This window comes from Paenarthrobacter sp. RAF54_2 (assembly GCF_052113945.1).
GTDB lineage: Bacteria > Actinomycetota > Actinomycetes > Actinomycetales > Micrococcaceae > Arthrobacter.
Window position 1 is genome coordinate 13,379 of sequence record NZ_JBFRDV010000003.1, and the last position, 17,714, is coordinate 31,092.

General features: G+C 62.5%; 14 protein-coding genes. 12 read left to right on the forward strand and 2 right to left on the reverse strand.

What is annotated here, in order from left to right; genetic code table 11:
* The first annotated feature begins 10 nt into the window (after positions 1 to 10).
* Positions 11 to 787, forward strand: a complete 777-nt coding sequence (gene hisF, locus AB4Y87_RS02930) for an imidazole glycerol phosphate synthase subunit HisF (RefSeq protein ID WP_442002994.1) — start codon at positions 11 to 13, stop codon at positions 785 to 787.
* Positions 788 to 864: 77 nt separating this feature from the next.
* Here hisF and AB4Y87_RS02935 read toward each other — a convergent pair whose 3' ends face one another.
* Positions 865 to 1,509, reverse strand: coding sequence for a TIGR03085 family metal-binding protein (locus tag AB4Y87_RS02935; RefSeq protein ID WP_216923805.1), 645 nt, complete (start codon positions 1,507 to 1,509; stop codon positions 865 to 867).
* A gap of 89 nt (positions 1,510 to 1,598) precedes the next feature.
* Here AB4Y87_RS02935 and hisI point away from each other — a divergent pair, with 89 nt between their 5' ends.
* The 11 genes from hisI (at position 1,599) to pyk (ending at position 16,831) form a co-directional block, all read left to right on the forward strand.
* The gene (gene hisI, locus AB4Y87_RS02940; protein WP_442002995.1) at positions 1,599 to 2,015 is read left to right on the forward strand and encodes a phosphoribosyl-AMP cyclohydrolase; all 417 of its coding nucleotides are present in this window, start codon (positions 1,599 to 1,601) and stop codon (positions 2,013 to 2,015) included.
* A gap of 57 nt (positions 2,016 to 2,072) precedes the next feature.
* Positions 2,073 to 3,656 (forward strand): anthranilate synthase component I, encoded by a 1,584-nt coding sequence (locus tag AB4Y87_RS02945; RefSeq protein ID WP_442002996.1) that lies wholly within the window; start codon positions 2,073 to 2,075, stop codon positions 3,654 to 3,656.
* Positions 3,653 to 4,255, forward strand: coding sequence for a Trp biosynthesis-associated membrane protein (locus AB4Y87_RS02950; RefSeq protein WP_442002997.1), 603 nt, complete (start codon positions 3,653 to 3,655; stop codon positions 4,253 to 4,255). Before AB4Y87_RS02945 ends, AB4Y87_RS02950 begins: the two co-directional genes overlap by 4 nt.
* 131 nt (positions 4,256 to 4,386) lie before the next feature.
* Positions 4,387 to 4,659, forward strand: coding sequence for an HGxxPAAW family protein (locus AB4Y87_RS02955; protein WP_216923214.1), 273 nt, complete (start codon positions 4,387 to 4,389; stop codon positions 4,657 to 4,659).
* A gap of 2 nt (positions 4,660 to 4,661) precedes the next feature.
* Complete coding sequence (gene trpC, locus AB4Y87_RS02960) at positions 4,662 to 5,480, forward strand: indole-3-glycerol phosphate synthase TrpC (RefSeq protein WP_442002998.1); 819 nt, start codon at positions 4,662 to 4,664, stop codon at positions 5,478 to 5,480.
* Between the two features lie 114 nt (positions 5,481 to 5,594).
* Positions 5,595 to 6,971, forward strand: a complete 1,377-nt coding sequence (gene trpB / locus AB4Y87_RS02965) for a tryptophan synthase subunit beta (protein ID WP_442003158.1) — start codon at positions 5,595 to 5,597, stop codon at positions 6,969 to 6,971.
* Positions 6,971 to 7,783, forward strand: coding sequence for a tryptophan synthase subunit alpha (gene trpA / locus AB4Y87_RS02970; protein ID WP_442002999.1), 813 nt, complete (start codon positions 6,971 to 6,973; stop codon positions 7,781 to 7,783). The genes trpB and trpA overlap by 1 nt, the downstream gene beginning before the upstream one ends.
* A 23-nt stretch (positions 7,784 to 7,806) precedes the next feature.
* Positions 7,807 to 8,961 carry a prolipoprotein diacylglyceryl transferase gene (lgt, locus tag AB4Y87_RS02975; RefSeq protein WP_442003000.1) on the forward strand — a complete coding sequence of 385 codons (1,155 nt, stop codon included), beginning with the start codon at positions 7,807 to 7,809 and terminating at the stop codon, positions 8,959 to 8,961.
* 260 nt (positions 8,962 to 9,221) lie between these two features.
* Positions 9,222 to 13,835: a glutamate synthase large subunit gene (gene gltB / locus AB4Y87_RS02980; protein ID WP_442003001.1), complete on the forward strand. Its 4,614-nt coding sequence runs from the start codon at positions 9,222 to 9,224 to the stop codon at positions 13,833 to 13,835.
* Positions 13,828 to 15,285, forward strand: coding sequence for a glutamate synthase subunit beta (locus AB4Y87_RS02985; protein WP_442003002.1), 1,458 nt, complete (start codon positions 13,828 to 13,830; stop codon positions 15,283 to 15,285). The genes gltB and AB4Y87_RS02985 overlap by 8 nt, the downstream gene beginning before the upstream one ends.
* Positions 15,286 to 15,340: 55 nt before the next feature.
* Entirely contained in the window at positions 15,341 to 16,831 is a 1,491-nt protein-coding gene (gene pyk / locus AB4Y87_RS02990; protein ID WP_431119891.1) for a pyruvate kinase, read from the forward strand.
* Between the two features lie 145 nt (positions 16,832 to 16,976).
* Here the strand turns inward: pyk and AB4Y87_RS02995 are convergent, their stop codons facing one another.
* Positions 16,977 to 17,582 (reverse strand): ANTAR domain-containing response regulator, encoded by a 606-nt coding sequence (locus AB4Y87_RS02995; protein WP_431119893.1) that lies wholly within the window; start codon positions 17,580 to 17,582, stop codon positions 16,977 to 16,979.
* Positions 17,583 to 17,714: the final 132 nt, after the last annotated feature.

Sequence of the window (17,714 nt, forward strand, 5' to 3'; positions counted from 1 at the left end):
GGAGCAGCATATGGCTGTAGCCGTACGCGTCATTCCCTGCCTGGACGTCGATGCCGGCCGAGTGGTCAAAGGCGTCAACTTCGAAGGCCTGAGGGACGCCGGAGACCCTGTGGAACTGGCGCATCGCTACGACAATGGCGGCGCCGATGAACTCACGTTCCTCGACGTCACGGCATCATCGGGCAACCGCGAAACCACGTTCGACGTCGTTCGCCGCACCGCCGAGGAAGTCTTCATCCCGCTGACTGTGGGCGGCGGCGTCCGTGGCGTGGCGGAGGTGGATAAACTCCTGCGCTTCGGTGCTGACAAGGCATCGATCAACACCGCCGCTGTGGCCCGGCCTGAGGTCATCGATGAAATCACCCGCCACTTCGGCTCGCAGGTCCTGGTGCTCTCCGTGGATGCGCGCCGAACCCGCGAAGGTGACGCCCCGACGTCGTCCGGTTTTGAAGTCACCACACACGGCGGCCGGACCGGGACAGGAATCGACGCCATCGCCTGGGCCAAGGAAGCCGCGGACCGGGGTGTGGGAGAAATCCTTTTGAACTCGATCGACGCCGACGGCACCAAGGACGGATTCGACCTTGAACTGATCCGCCTTGTCCGTGGGGCGGTCAACATTCCGATCATCGCCTCCGGTGGTGCGGGGAAGCCGGCGCACTTCCCTCCAGCCGTCGAGGCCGGAGCCGACGCAGTGCTGGCAGCTTCGGTGTTCCACTTCGGTCCGGATGACATGATCGCCCAAGTCAAAGCGTCTATTCGTGAAGCCGGCTTCGAAGTTCGCTAAAACGTAAGCAACGCGGGGTCACTTTTGGCCCATCTCCGGAAGGATGATGGGCCAAAAGTGACCCCGCGTTGTTTGTCTTAAAGGCCAATGTCGGCGGTTTGCAGAAGCGCGACGGCGTCCGGCTGGCCTTCGAAGGTGACCAGGGCCTGGCTGGTGCGCCCGTGGGCATGCATCAGCAATTCGCCGGGTTCGCCAACAATCGCTACCGACACCGGAGCGCGCTTGGCCACATGGCGGGGGCCGGAGGGCCGCACCAGAACGATGCCGAGGTCCACGCCGCGGTAAAGGAAAGCGGCCCGCTTGATGAGTTCATCCCACAGGGCGTCCGAGTACGCTTCGTCCAAGGCCCGGGGCGCCCAGCGGTCGCCCGCCCGGCGGATGTCCTCGGTGTGGACGAAATATTCGATGAGATTCGACGTCTCGTCCAGTGCCTTGATCTTCAAAGGGGAAAGGGCTGGCGGGCCTGCGCGGAACGTCTTGACGAGCTCCGCGTAGTCATCAGTGGTCTTCAGCTTGGCAGCAAGTTTGGCCGTTGCTTTGTCCGAAGCCTTACCGAGGCTGGGAATCAAGAGGCCAATGCCCACGGCAGCTTTACGCTCGCGCAGGTAGAGGTGCGCCGCAAGGTCCCGGGTGAGCCACCCTTGGCAGAGCGTGGGGGAGTCAGGTCCGGCCGCCAACAGGGTTTCGGCCAGTACTTCTCGGGAAGGATCGACGAAATGCATCACTTGTGAAACTAGCACGATCAGGGCAAGGTTGCGCAGTGGAACCGCCGCAGAATCCGGCTCCCATCAAAGGCACTAGACTTGATCTGATGTCAGAGCAGTCCGCCCCCAGTCCAACTCCTGCCGTGGAGCTCTCCAGCGACCCCGCGGACACCCTGCCGCAGGAGATCGCCAGCGCCCTTAAGCGCGACTCCGCAGGCCTAGTAGCCGCCATCATCCAGCAGCACGATACGCATGAGGTCCTCATGCTGGGCTGGATGGATGACGAGGCACTCCGCCGCACCATGACCACCGGACGCGTGACCTTCTACTCGCGCTCCCGCCAGGAATACTGGCGCAAGGGCGACACTTCCGGACACGTTCAGTTCGTGAAGTCAGTCGCCCTTGACTGCGACGGCGATGCCCTCCTGGTCCGCGTGGACCAGATCGGCGCAGCCTGCCATACCGGTACCCGCACCTGCTTCGACGGGCGCGACCTTTCGGTCGTAACGGGCCACCGCGATTAAGGCATCCCCTAGTTTCCCTGACGCACCACCTAAGACCAAAGGCGGAGAACAATAACCATGCAGGACCTTGGAATCATCAGCCCGGGCCTGGAAGAGTTCCGCGAACTCGCCGTCCACAGCCGTGTCATCCCTGTCCGACTCAAAGTCCTGGCCGATGCCGAGACGCCCATCGGCCTGTACCGTAAGCTCGCCAAGGGCCAGCCCGGAACGTTCCTCCTTGAGTCGGCTGCCGTTGGCGGTGCTTGGTCGCGCTATTCCTTTATTGGTGCCAAGTCCCGGGCCACGCTGACCACGAAGGACGGCCAGGCACACTGGATTGGCGAGCCGCCCGTCGGCGTTCCCGTGACTGGCAACCCGGTGGAAGCAGTCCGTGACACCATCGCCGCCCTGCAGACGGACCGTTTTGAAGGGCTGCCGCCCTTTACTTCCGGCCTCGTCGGTTTCCTGGGCTGGGAAGCCGTGCGCCATTGGGAGAAGCTGACGGCACCGCCGGAAGACGACCTCCAGCTGCCCGAGATGGCCCTGAACCTGGTCACCGACATGGCAGTGCACGACAACGTGGACGGCACAGTCCTCCTGATCGCCAACGCGATCAACTTCGACAACAGTTCCGAGCGTGTGGATGACGCCTGGCACGACGCCGTGGCGCGGGTTAAAGCGCTGCTGGACCAAGTCAGTACCCCTGTTGCCCAACCCGTCTCGGTGCTGGAGCCGGCCGCACTGGATTTCGCATCGAGCGTGCAAGAACGCTGGGACGAGGCCAAGTACTTGGAAGCCATCGATCGCGGCAAGGAAGCGATCGTCGATGGCGAGGTCTTCCAGGTGGTCATTTCGCGCCGCTTCGAAATGGAGTGCAAGGCCGACCCCCTGGACGTTTACCGTGTCCTGCGCAACACGAACCCGAGCCCGTACATGTACATCTTCAGCCTCGAAGATGCGGACGGCCGCGAGTACTCGATCGTGGGTTCCTCGCCGGAGGCGTTGGTGACGGTAACCGGTGGCGAAGTCATTACGCACCCCATCGCCGGCTCGCGTCCCCGTGGCAAGACTGTTGAAGCTGACAAAGCCCTGGCCACGGAACTGCTGGCCGACCAGAAGGAGCGTGCCGAGCACCTCATGCTGGTGGACCTTTCCCGTAACGACCTCTCCAAGGTCTGCGTTGCCGGCACGGTTGACGTCACCCAGTTCATGGAGGTGGAGCGTTTCAGCCACATCATGCACTTGGTGTCCACTGTGGTGGGGGAGCTGGCTCCGCATGCCAAGGCCTACGACGTCCTCAAGGCAACGTTCCCCGCAGGTACCCTTTCCGGTGCCCCGAAACCACGGGCCCTGCGCCTACTGGACGAACTCGAACCGCACCGCCGCGGTATCTATGGTGGCGTGGTGGGTTACCTGGACTTTGCCGGTGACATGGACATGGCGATTGCCATCCGTTCTGCGTTGCTGCGGGAAGGCCGTGCGTACGTGCAGGCTGGAGGCGGGATCGTTGCTGACTCACATAAGCCGTCGGAAGCACTTGAAACCGTGAACAAGGCTGCTGCGCCGCTTCGGGCCGTGCACACGGCGGGTTCGTTGCAAAATATTTCTGCGGAGACCGTTCCCGAAGCAGGAATCGTCGACGGCGGGACGCCCGGCTCATGACCGCTGAAGCACCGGGACCGACGGCGACCACATCGCCGCGTTGGGCGCGGAAGTCAACTCTTGTTCTTGCGACGGCTCTCCTGGCACTCGCTGTGTTTGGAACCACCACGCAGACCTGGATCGAGGTCCGTCTTGATCCGACAGCTGCCTCCAACAGCGACCTCCACGTTCAAGGCAGTAAGGCAGCCACAGCCGTTACCGCACTGGCACTCGTAGCCCTCGCCGGTGGGTTGGCCGCTTCCATTGCGGGGCGGATCGCCCGCTGGATCATCGCGGCCCTCCTTGCCCTGTCTGCTGCTGGGATTATCCTCGCAGCGGCCACGGTCCTGTCCGATCCTCTTGGGGCAGCCCAGGGTTCCATCGCTGCGGCAACCGGCATCTCGGGAGGTCAGGCGAGCGTGGCCACAACGGTCTTCCCCGTGCTGGCAATCGTGGCCGGTGCCCTGCTTGCCGTCTGTGCTGTGGTCTTGCCGCTGGCGGGACGGTATTGGAAGTCCCGGACCAAGTACGATGCCGCTGCTGTTAGGGAACGCGGTAACGGACCAGTGGACGAGATCGACAGCTGGGACAGTCTTTCCCGCGGCGAAGACCCAACCTAGGCCGTCCAGCAAGCTTTCGGGCCGGTATGGCGCAACATAAGCGCCGGGGCCGGTCCTGACGTCGGACGATGTCCCGGCCGCCGTCAATAAATGGCAGAATGTAAGCAGTATTCATCCTGAGGAGATTCCACATGAGCAAAACCACAGTGTCCGCAAACCAAGCTACCTCCACCATGGCCAGCCACGCTGATGCCATCGGCCACGGTAACAGCCCGGCTGCCTGGACCTGCGTGATTGTGATGCTGGTCGGCGCCCTGATTTCCTCCATTGCTTTCGTCATTGCCAGCACCCCCATCTTCATCGGTGGTGTCGTGGTCATGGTGGCCGGCCTCATCGTTGGCTGGGCCATGCGCAAGGCCGGCTACGGAGTGGGTGGCAGCAAGCTGCAGAACAACGGCCACTAATCGTGACCGTTCTTGACGACATCATCGTCGGCGTCAAGGAGGACATGGAAGCCCGCCGGCGGCTTGTGTCCCTCGTTGAGCTGAAGGACCGCGTTGCAGGTGCAGCTCCCGCGCGTGACGCTTGGGCTGCCCTGGGTGGTCCCTCCTTGAGCCGCGAGGATCTCAAGGTCATCGCTGAGATCAAGCGTCGGAGCCCCTCCAAGGGCGATCTCGCACCCATCGATGATCCTGCCTCGCTCGCAGTGCAGTATGAACATGGCGGAGCTTCGGTCATCAGCGTCCTTACCGAAAAGCGACGTTTCGGCGGATCGCTGGCAGATCTCGATGCCGTACGCGCCGCCGTCGATATTCCCTTGCTGCGCAAGGACTTCACGGTGGACGAGTACCAAATCTGGGAAGCCCGTGCCCATGGCGCGGACCTCATTCTGCTGATTGTTGCGGCCTTGTCCGACTCTGAGCTGGCCGACTTCAGCGCCCTCAGCCATGAGCTTGGCATGAACGTGCTCGTGGAAACGCATACCGAAGAGGAAATTGAGCGCGCCGTCGCTGCGCAGGCCAAGATCATCGGCATCAACGTCCGCAACCTGAAGACGCTCGACGTCGACCGTTCAGTTTTCGGTTCACTGGCCGGTTTGATTCCGGCTGAGGCAGTGATTGTGGCCGAGTCCGGCGTGCGGACGGCCGAGGACGTCACACACTATGCTGCGAGCGGTGCCAATGCCATCTTGGTAGGGGAGGCGCTGGTCAGCGACTCAACCCCGCGCGAACGCATCACAGAATTCAAGGCAGCTGGAGCTGCCGCCATCGCCGTCAGGAACTGAGGCGGTACCTGAAACAAGGCGACAGCCATGAGGCAGCCCGGGCATGAGCCTGCGGCTGCCTTGTGGCACGTGGAACTACCCGATGAACTAACTTCGAACAGGACGGTGAGACTGATGGTGGACGCGCCAACAGCCAGCTCGGAAGAGAATGCGGCCGACGCATTCCTGCAAGGTGGCACTTCGCTGCGCAACGCGGCCGGGCCCTACTTCGGTAACTACGGTGGCCGTTGGATGCCCGAGTCACTTATCGCCGCACTCGACGAAGTCCAGGACACGTTCGAAAAAGCCAAGGCCGATCCCGAGTTCCTCGCGGAGTTGAAGGACCTCAACAAAAACTACTCCGGGCGTCCGTCGCTGCTGACAGAGGCCAAGCGCTTCTCCAAGCACGCTGGTGGCGCGAGGATTTTCCTCAAGCGTGAAGACCTCAACCACACCGGTTCGCACAAGATCAACAACGTCCTGGGGCAAGCCCTCCTGGCCAAGCGCATGGGCAAGACCCGGGTCATTGCCGAAACCGGCGCAGGCCAGCACGGCGTTGCCAGCGCGACGGCAGCCGCCCTCCTAGGCCTTGAGTGTGTTGTCTACATGGGTGCCGAGGACTGCCGCCGTCAGGCCCTAAACGTGGCACGCATGCAACTGCTCGGCGCCACTGTGGTTCCCGTAACCAATGGTTCGCAGACCCTCAAGGACGCCATCAACGACGCCCTGCGGGATTGGGTTTCGAACGTGGAGAACACCCACTACCTGCTGGGTACCGCGGCCGGAGCTCACCCGTTCCCCGCCATGGTTCGTTTCTTCCACGAAGTTATCGGCGAGGAAGCCCGCGCCCAGATCCTGGACCAGACTGGCAAGCTGCCTGATGCCATCTGTGCCTGCATCGGTGGTGGCTCCAATGCCATCGGCCTGTTCCACAGCTTCCTGGACGACGCATCCGTGAAGATCTACGGCTTTGAGGCAGGTGGCGACGGCGTAGAGACCGGGCGTCACGCTGCAGCAATCTCCCTGGGACGTCCCGGTGTGCTGCACGGTGCCCGTTCCTACCTGATGCAGGACGAAGACGGCCAGACCATCGAATCCCACTCGATCTCTGCCGGACTGGACTACCCCAGCGTGGGACCCGAGCACTCGTACCTCGCGGACATTGGACGCGTTACCTACGAGCCCATCACGGACACCGAAGCCATGGACGCCTTCAGCCTCCTGTGCCGGACTGAGGGGATCATCCCCGCTATCGAGTCTGCGCACGCGCTTGCCGGTGCCATCAAGGTGGGCAAGCGCCTCACCGAGGGTAAAGAGGACCCGTCCGAGATCTCCGTGATCGTGAACCTGTCCGGTCGCGGGGACAAGGACGTGGAAACCGCAGCCGCGTGGTTCAACATGTTGGACGAAGAAGGTCACGTCAAGGGCACCACCCTGTCTACCCGCAAGCCCAAAGGTCCTGCAGAGCGCACCTCCGAAGCAGCCGTGGACGTAAACGAGGACCAGAACTGATGACTGAACAATTCGCCAGCAAATCTGCTGCCGCCATCGACCGCGCCAAGGCCGAGGGGCGGGCAGCCCTTGTCGGATATCTTCCGGCGGGCTACCCCACTGTCCAGGACAGCATCGATGCAGGCATTGCCCTGGCACAGAACGGTGCCGACCTCATCGAGATCGGTATTCCCTACTCCGATCCCGTGATGGACGGACCCGTAATTCAGGCTGCTACCACGGAAGCGATCAACAACGGTTTCCGGGTCGCCAATGTCTTCGACGTCGTTGCAGGGATCACTGCTGCTACTGACGCCGCCGTGTTGGTCATGACCTACTGGAACCCCGTCATGCGCATGGGCGTGGATGAGTTCTCCCGCCGCCTGGCTGAATCCGGGGGAGCGGGCCTCATTACTCCGGACCTTATTCCGGATGAGGCCAGTGAGTGGTTCGAGGCTTCGGACAAGTACGGACTGGACAGGGTCTTCCTGGTGGCTCCGTCATCCACGCCCGAGCGCTTGGACATGACCGTCAAGGCCAGCCGAGGCTTTGTTTACGCCGTCTCCATTATGGGCGTGACCGGTACACGCCAGTCCGTCAGCAGCACGGCCGAAGATGTGGTTGCACGTGCCCACGCTGCAGGCGCTGAACGGGTTTGCGTCGGCCTCGGTGTTTCCAACCCGGATCACGTCCGCGAGATAGCTGCCTACGCGGACGGCGTGATTGTCGGCACCGCGCTCGTGGCGGCCCTCCGCGACGGCGGCGTTGACGCCGTCGGCCAACTCACCAAGAACCTCAGCGCCGGCTTGGGCCGCGCAGCTGCAGACGCCTAGGAAAAAGGAAACAGCGAAGCCCAATGCAGACCGTCCTCCACGCAGCGGCAATGGTTCCACTGAGCATCCCGAGCCCATCGTGGTCCGGTTTCGACATTCCGCTGCCGTGGGGGACGCTGCGTATCCACGCATACGCCCTCTGCATCCTGGCGGGCATCATCATCGGCCTATGGTTGACGTCAGCCCGATGGAAGCGCCGTGGAGCCCCCGACGGGAGCCTGTGGGATATCGCCATTTGGGCGATTCCGTTCGGCATCATCGGTGGCCGGCTCTACCACGTGTTTTCGTCCCCGGACGCGTACTTTGGCCCTGGCTTCGATGGCACGGGTGACCTCTCTCTGATTCCGCAGATACAGCGGGGCGGCCTCGGTATTTGGGGTGCCGTGCTGCTCGGCGCCGTGGGTGCCTGGATCGGTTGTCGCCGGGCAGGCGTCAAGCTCACTGCGTTCCTGGATGCCGCGGCACCCGGATTGCTGCTTGCCCAAGCGATCGGACGTTGGGGCAACTGGTTCAACCAGGAACTCTTCGGCGCACCCACCACGTTGCCGTGGGGACTCCAGATTGACCCTGCCAATGCCAACTTCCCTGCGGGTATGCCCGCAGACACGCTCTTCCACCCGACGTTCCTCTATGAATTCCTGTGGAACGTCCTGGGCGTAGCCATACTTCTTCTGCTGGACCGGAAGTTCAACTTCCGCCGCGGACGCCTGTTCTGGTTCTACGCGATGTATTACACGCTTGGCCGCGTGTGGATCGAAGCGCTCAGGATTGACGACGCCGAGCAGATCAGCCTCTTCGGGATCACCACCCGACTGAACGTGTGGACGAGCATCTTCGTCTTCATTGCGGCGCTGGTTATCTTCCTTGTTCTGGGCAGGGGAGGGCGGCCGCAGCCAGATACCCCTTATCTACCGGGCCGGGAACCTGAATCCACGCCAKCCAAGGATGAGGCATCCGTGACGAGCGTCACCAGTCATGATGTGGACCCATCTGTCTCGGATAGTGGTTCCCGTGGTAATCTCCCAGATAACCAAAGCGATCCGGACCACGTTGACGAGCCGCAGGATGCAGCAGGAGATTCGCCTAAGGACACCAAGTCCAAGGCCGAATCGGAATCTGCTGCGACTGCCGCAAGGAAGGCCCCCGGATCCTCGCTGGAAGCTGACGACACCAAGTAGTCACTTTCGGCAAAGGGGCAACAGAGTCACCGCTCGTAGGGCCCAGTCCACAGCGTCGTGGCACCCCGGAAACCGGATCGCAGCATACCGATGTTCACTGGTCAAGCCGGGGCCAGTGGTCTGCGTAACTGTTAGTTGCGCTTGATCGACTGGCCTACAATTCCAATAACTAGCGCTTTGTTGTGCCCATCACAAGGGCATGCAAGGTGGGGCCAACGTTGTCCCTTCCATACGCACGATCACGAGGAAGGACGTCTCCCATGACCCATCTTCATAACCCCGGTTGGTCCGAAAATATCGAACCGCAGGGTGCCATGTCTCCATTCAAGCGCTTTGCCGCGCTTCCGGAGGCCCGGGGTCTTTACAACCCGGACAAGGAGAAGGACGCCTGCGGCCTGGCAATTATTGCCACGCTCCGCGGGGAACCGGGATACGACATCGTGGAAGCGGCTCTGACTGCCCTCCGCAATCTCGAACACCGCGGCGCCGTGGGCGCCGATGAAGGTACTGGCGACGGTGCGGGCCTGCTGATGCAGGTTCCGGACGAGTTCTTCAGGGCCGTCACCGAATTCGAACTGCCCGCTCCAGGCCAGTACGTGGTGGGTACCGCCTTCCTTCCTGCTGAATCGCGCGAAGCAGCTACCGCCAAGGCCGGCATCGAAGCTCTTGCAGCGGATGAGGGCCTCACGGTCCTTGGCTGGCGTGAAGTGCCCGTGGTCGCAGACCTCGTGGGCGCCATGGCACGGGCATGTATGCCCTACTTCTCGCAGCCCTTCTTTGCATCCGCTACCGGCGAGCAGCTTGAGCGCAACGAACTTGACTCCCGTGCGTGGCGAATCCGCAAGCGCGCCCAGAACAAGTACGGCGTGTACTTCCCGTCGCTGTCCTCGCGCACCATTGTGTATAAGGGCATGCTGACGACGGCCCAGTTGGAGCCGTTCTACCCGGACCTTTCGGACAAGCGCTTCAAGACGAAGCTGGCCATTGTCCACTCACGCTTTTCCACGAACACTTTCCCTTCGTGGCCGCTGGCGCAGCCGTTCCGTACCATCGCCCACAACGGCGAAATCAACACGGTCAAGGGCAACCGCAACTGGATGCGCGCACGCCAGTCGCAGTTGGCCAGCCCTCTGCTGGGTGACACCCCCGAAGAGCTGTACCCGATCTGCACCCCGGGTGCCTCGGACTCTGCTTCCTTCGATGAAGTAGCCGAGCTCCTTTGGCTCTCCGGCCGGCCGATCACGCACTCGATCATGATGATGATCCCGGAAGCGTGGGAGAACCACGCCACCATGGATCCGGCACGCCGCGCCTTCTACGAATACCACTCGCTGCTCATGGAGCCGTGGGATGGTCCCGCCGCTGTGTCCTTCACCGACGGCAACCTCGTCGGCGCAACGCTGGACCGTAATGGCCTGCGCCCCGGACGCTACTGGATCACTGAAGACGGCCTGATCATTTTCGCCTCGGAAGTGGGCGTTATCGAGGTTGAGCCTTCCAACGTGGTCAAGAAGGGTCGCGTCGCCCCGGGCAAGATGTTCCTGGTGGACACCGAAGCGGGCCGCATCATCGACGACGCCGAGGTCAAGGCCGAGGTCGCAGCAGCCAACCCGTGGGCCGAATGGCTCAAGGACAACCTGATCGACATCAATGAGCTCCCCGAGCGCGAGCACGTACGCCACACTGCTGCATCGGTGAACATCCGCCAGCGGACCTTCGGTTACACCACGGAAGAACTGAAAATCCTGCTCGGCCCCATGTCCCGCACGGGTGCTGAGCCCCTGGGTGCCATGGGTTCCGATACGCCGGTTGCTGTATTGTCCAAGCGCCCCCGCTTGCTGTTCGACTATTTCGTGCAGTCCTTCGCCCAGGTCACCAACCCGCCGCTGGACGCCATTCGCGAAGAGCTGGTGACGTCACTGAAGTGCGCCATCGGACCCAACGGCAACCTTTTGGATGGCAAGCAGGTCCGCCAACCGCAGATCTCCCTGCCGTTCCCCGTGATCAACAACGATCAACTCGCCAAGATCTCGAACATCGAAAACGCCGACGGCGAGCGCATCGCCATGAAGGTACGTGGCCTTTACCGCCCGGAGGGTGGTGAAGCGGCACTGCGTGCCCGTCTGACAGAGATCTGCGAGCAGGTTTCCGGCGCGATCAACCGTGGCGTGCAGTACGTTGTGCTGTCCGACCGCGACTCGAACGCGCAGTGGGCACCCATTCCGTCGCTCCTGCTTGTCAGCGCTGTCCACCACCACCTGCTCCGCAGTGCCAATCGCACCAAGACGGCACTCGTGGTTGAGGCCGGCGATGTCCGCGAGACGCACCACGTTGCCGTGCTCATTGGCTATGGCGCATCGGCCGTCAACCCGTACCTCGCCATGGAATCGGTTGAACAGCTGATCTCCAACGGCGATGTTGAGGGCGTGACTCCGGAAGACGGCGTTTACAACCTCATCAAGGGACTCGGCAAGGGTGTCCTGAAGATCATGTCCAAGATGGGCATCTCCACAGTTGCTTCCTACACCGGCGCCCAGACCTTTGAGGCACTGGGCCTGTCGCAGGAACTCGTGGACGAATTCTTCTCGGGTACGCACTCCCAACTGGGTGGCGTGGGCCTGGACGTTATTGCCGCCGAAGTTTCCGCACGGCATCAGATGGCGTACCCGGAGGGCGGCATCGAGCACCCGCACCAGCCGTTGCTCGGCGGCGGCGAATACCAGTGGCGCCGCGACGGCGAACCGCACCTCTTCAACCCGGAGACCGTCTTCCGCCTGCAGCACGCCACCCGCGAGCGTCGTTACGACATCTTCAAGGCCTACACCAAGGGCGTTGACGATCAGTCGGAGAACCTGATGACCCTGCGTGGGTTGCTCAAGTTCAAGAGCGACGTCCGTCCGGCCGTGCCCCTTGAGGAAGTGGAGTCCGTCTCCAGCATCGTCAAGCGTTTCTCCACCGGCGCCATGAGCTACGGCTCCATCTCCAAGGAAGCCCACGAGACACTCGCTATCGCCATGAACCGTTTGGGCGCCAAGTCCAATACCGGTGAAGGTGGCGAAGACGTTGACCGCCTGCTGGATCCGGAGCGCCGCTCTGCCATCAAGCAGATCGCTTCCGGCCGCTTCGGTGTGACCAGCCTGTACCTGACCAACGCCGACGACATCCAAATCAAGATGGCACAGGGCGCCAAGCCCGGCGAGGGTGGCCAGTTGATGGCCCAGAAGGTCTACCCCTGGGTAGCCCGCACGCGCCACTCGACGCCCGGTGTCGGACTCATTTCCCCGCCTCCGCACCACGACATCTACTCGATCGAAGACCTCGCGCAGCTCATCTACGATGCCAAGCGCGCCAACCCGTCGGCCCGTGTACACGTGAAGTTGGTTTCGGAAGTCGGGATCGGCACTGTGGCCTCCGGCGTGACCAAGGCGAAGGCCGACGTCGTGCTTGTTTCAGGTCACGACGGCGGTACCGGCGCCTCGCCGCTGAACTCGCTGAAGCATGCAGGCGTGCCGTGGGAACTTGGCCTCGCCGAGACCCAGCAAACGCTCATGCTCAACGGTCTCCGCGACCGCGTGGTGGTGCAGGTGGACGGCCAGCTCAAGACCGGCCGCGACGTGGTCATTGCTGCCCTGCTGGGTGGCGAAGAGTTCGGTTTCGCAACGGCTCCGCTGGTTGTCTCCGGCTGCATCATGATGCGTGTCTGCCACTTGGACACTTGCCCCGTCGGTGTTGCTACCCAGAACCCGGAACTGCGTTCACGGTTCAACGGCAAGCCCGAGTTCGTGGTCAATTTCTTCGAGTTCCTCGCAGAAGAAGTCCGCGAAATCCTGGCAGAGCTCGGTTTCCGCAGCCTCGAAGAGGCGATCGGCCACGCCGAGGTACTGGACACCCGCGAAGCGATCGACCACTGGAAAGCCGAAGGGCTGGACCTGGATCCGATCCTGCACGGTCTTGAGTTTGACGACGACGTGCCGCTGCGCAACATGACCACCCAGAACCACGAGCTGGACAAGCACTTCGACCAGCGGCTCATCACCATGGCCGCCGAAGCGCTCAGTGACCGCATGCCCGTCAAGATCACCCTGGACGTCATCAACACGGACCGGTCCGTGGGCACGATGCTCGGCCATGTGGTGACCAAGACGTTCGGTACCGATGTGCTGGCGACGGACACCATCGACATCACGCTCAACGGCACCGCTGGCCAGTCGCTTGGCGCCTTCCTGCCTGCCGGCATCACGCTGCGCATGTACGGAGACTCCAACGACTACGTGGGCAAGGGCCTCTCCGGCGGACGCATCATCGTCCGCCCGGACCGCACCAACGTGTTCCAGGCAGAGCGCAACGTCATTGCCGGCAACGTCATCGGTTACGGCGCAACGAGTGGTGAGATGTTCCTGCGTGGCCAGGTTGGTGAACGCTTCCTGGTGCGTAACTCGGGTGCGACCGCCGTCGTCGAAGGTATTGGCGATCACGGTTGCGAGTACATGACCGGTGGCCAAACACTGATCATTGGCCGTACCGGACGCAACTTCGGTGCCGGCATGTCCGGTGGTACTGCGTACGTGCTGGACCTGCAGCATGAGCGGGTCAACAAGGATGCGCTGGACTCCGGTGAACTTCAGCTCCTTGAGCTGGACGCCGAGGACCGCGACATCGTCCACGGCCTGCTCACCAAGCACGCCGAGGAAACCGAATCCGTCCTGGCCGGCCGTCTGCTCGAGAACTTCGACGACACCGCCGCCCGCATCACCAAAGTACTGCCGCGCGACTACGCCGCAGTCCTGCAAACCCGTCTCGACGCCATCGAAGAGGGCCTTGACCCCGACGGCGAAGAAGTATGGTCTCGAATCCTGGAGGTAACCGGTGGCTGATCCACGCGGATTTCTGAAAGTCCGGCAGCGCGAGACGCAGCCACGCCGTCCCGTTCCCGTTCGCATCATGGACTGGAAGGAAGTGTACGAAGCCCAGGAAAAGGGTGTCCTGAAGAGCCAGGCCGGCCGCTGCATGGACTGTGGTGTACCGTTCTGCCATCAGGGCTGCCCGCTGGGCAACCTCATTCCTGAGTGGAACGACCTCGTGTGGCGGGACAAGGGTGAGGAAGCGATTGAACGCCTCCACGCCACGAACAACTTCCCGGAGTTCACCGGACGTCTGTGCCCGGCGCCCTGCGAAGCGTCCTGCGTGCTGGGTATCAACCAGCCTGCCGTGACCATCAAGCAGGTTGAGGTTTCCATCATTGATGAAGCCTTCGACAACGACTGGGTCCACCCCCTTCCGCCGACTCGCCTCACAGGCAAGACGGTTGCCGTGGTGGGGTCCGGTCCTGCAGGCCTCGCAGTTGCACAGCAGCTGACCCGCGTTGGTCACACAGTCGCCGTGTACGAACGTGACGACAAGATCGGCGGCCTGCTCCGCTACGGTATCCCCGACTTCAAAATGGAGAAGGAACAGGTTGACCGCCGCCTGGAGCAGATGAAGGCCGAAGGCACCCGCTTCCGCACCGGCGTCGCAGTCGGTACGGACGTGACCTGGGAACAGCTGCGCCGCCGTTACGACGCCGTCGTGATTGCTACCGGTGCAACCGTCCCGCGCGATCTGCCCATTCCGGGCCGTGACCTTGAAGGTGTTCACTTCGCCATGGACTACCTGGTTCCTTCCAACCGCGTAGTAGCGGGGGAGAGCCCGGAAAATCACATCGATGCCCGTGGCAAGCATGTGGTCATCCTTGGTGGCGGCGATACCGGCGCGGACTGCATCGGTACAGCGCACCGTCACCAGGCGGCTTCTGTTACCACGCTGGCGATCGGCAAGCAGCCGCCTCTTGAGCGTGCAGGTCACCAGCCGTGGCCGACATTCCCCACGCTTTTCGAGGTGGCCAGCGCCCACGAAGAAGGTGGCGAACGTACGTACCTGGCGTCCACCGTGGAGTTTGTTGGCGAGAATGGCAAGCTCACCGGGGTCAAGGTCGCCGAGACGGAGTTCGTGGATGGCAAGCGCCTCCCGAAGGCCGGGACCGAGCGGATCATTCCCGCCGACCTCGTCTTCCTGAGCCTCGGCTTCACCGGTGCTGAACCGGCCGGTATCACCGAGCAGGTCAGTGCAGAATTCGACGGTCGGGGCAACGTAGCCCGCGACGGCTACTACATGACGAACACCGAGGGTGTGTTTGTTGCCGGTGACGCCGGACGTGGCCAGTCCCTGATTGTGTGGGCCATTGCCGAAGGCCGTGCGTGTGCGGCAGCAGTGGACAAGTTCCTCATGGGAAGCACAATCCTTCCGGCACCGGTCGCCCCCACCGACCGGGCAATCGCGGTCTTATAGCGCCGGCAGGAATGATCTTTAACTCAATCAGCAGCACACTACTTAGGGTAGGTATATGAGACGCGCGAAAATTGTGGCAACTTTCGGCCCGGCAATCTCCAGCTATGACAACACTCTCGCAGTGCTGGAAGCCGGCGTTGACGTTGCCCGCATGAACATGAGCCACGGCGACTACTCCGTGCATGACATCACCTACGAGAATGTCCGCAAGGCTGCGGCGCAACTGCACAAGCCCGTGGCCATCATGGCTGACCTCCAGGGTCCCAAGATCCGTCTTGGCCGCTTTGTTGACGGCCCGCACGAGCTGGCTGTTGGCGACATCTTCACCATCACCACCGAAGACGTCCCTGGCACCAAGGACATCTGCTCCACCACGCTGAAGAGCCTCACCGAAGACGTCAACGTGGGCGACGCCCTGTTGATCGACGACGGCAAGGTTGCCCTTCGCGCCATCGAAGTTGACGACGTCAAGGTGGTCGCCACCGTTACCGTCGGTGGCAAGGTGTCCAACAACAAGGGCATCAACCTGCCCGGTGTTGCCGTCAACGTCCCCGCACTGAGCGAAAAGGACGAGGACGACCTCCGTTGGGCCCTCAAGCGTGGCGTGGACCTGGTTGCCTTGTCCTTCGTCCGGGATGCCTCCGACATCAAGCGCGTCCACGAAATCATGGACGAAGAAGGCCGCCGCGTTCCGGTGATAGCCAAGATCGAAAAGCCGCAGGCCGTGGACCAGCTCCACGAAATCATCGATGCGTTCGACGCCATCATGGTTGCCCGTGGCGACCTCGGCGTTGAGCTCCCGCTCGAAGAGGTCCCGATCGTCCAGAAGCGGGCCATTGAACTGGCACGCCGCTGGGCCAAGCCGGTCATCGTGGCAACTCAGGTCCTGGAATCCATGATCGACAACCCGCGTCCGACGCGTGCCGAGGCTTCTGACTGCGCAAACGCGGTTCTCGACGGCGCCGACGCAGTCATGCTGTCCGGCGAAACTTCGGTGGGTCAGTACCCGATCGAAACCGTCAAGGTCATGGCCCGGATCATCGAGTCCACCGAAGAGCACGGCCTTGAGCGCGTCCCCCCGCTGGGCACCAAGCCCAAGACCCGCGGTGGCGCCATCACCCGTGCCGCCGTCGAAATCGCCGACCAGTTGGACGCAAAGTACATCTGTACTTTCACCCAGTCCGGTGACTCGGCACGTCGCCTCTCGCGTCTGCGCCCGGTCAAGCCGGTTTTCGCGTTCACGCCTGTTGAGCACGTCTGGAACCAGCTCGCCCTCACCTGGGGCATCCAGCCGGTACTGGTCCCCACAGTGGGCCACACCGACGAAATGACCGCACAGGTTGACCGCAGCCTCCTGGACATGAAGATCGTCGAGGAAGGTGACCTGGTGGTCATCGCTGCCGGTTCCCCTCCCGGACAGGCCGGTTCCACGAACTCGCTGAAGGTCCACAAGGTGGGCGACCTCGCCGACACGTCCTCCGTGGACGCGTCGCGCAAGGAGCCCGTTGGCCCGTGGCCTGAAAAGAAAAGCAAGACCAGGGCCTAGGTTCCTGGCTCAGGCTTGAGTGAAGCGGGTCCTGCCAACTTTTTGTTGGTGGGGCCCGCCTTGCTGTTTCCTGGCTTGGGTGGGTACGACGGCGGCCGGTCACCTTTCGATGAGGTGACCGGCCGCCGTCGTTGACCGCTGGGTGCTAGTTGACCTGGTTGATGATCGTTTCAGCAACCTCACGCATGCTCAGGCGACGGTCCATGGACGTCTTCTGGATCCAGCGGAAGGCCTCCGGCTCCGTAAGGCCCATCTTGGTGGTCAGGAGGCTCTTGGCGCGCTCTACGAGCTTGCGGGTGGCGAACTGCTCCTGGAGATCAGAAACCTCGTTTTCGAGGGCCTTGATCTCCTCATGGCGGGACAGCGCGATCTCGATGGCCGGGATGAGGTCAGCCGGCGTAAACGGCTTCACAACGTAGGCCATGGCGCCGGCGTCGCGGGCACGCTCCACAAGTTCCTTCTGGCTGAAAGCAGTCAGAAGGACGACGGGAGCAATGCGGGCTTTGACGATCTTCTCTGCGGCCGAGATGCCATCCATGACGGGCATCTTCACATCCATGAGGACGAGGTCCGGCTTCAGCTCTTCGGCCAGCTGCACGGCCTTCTCGCCGTTGTCTGCCTCGCCGACGACGTCGTACCCTTCGCCCTTCAGGATCTCAATAATGTCCAAGCGGATGAGGGTCTCATCCTCGGCTACGACGACGCGTCGGGCCAGTTGGGCTGCGGGTGTGGACTCCGTCTGTTCGGTCACGGGATCTCCTTGAAAAGGTTCGGCGGGTTCATGTCCATCTTAGTGTGGACCGCTGCGGCACATGATTTTGTTGCACTCGCGCGCCCAGTTCTGAAAAACAGCCTATCTGCATGTAGAGTAGTTTCGCGTGCT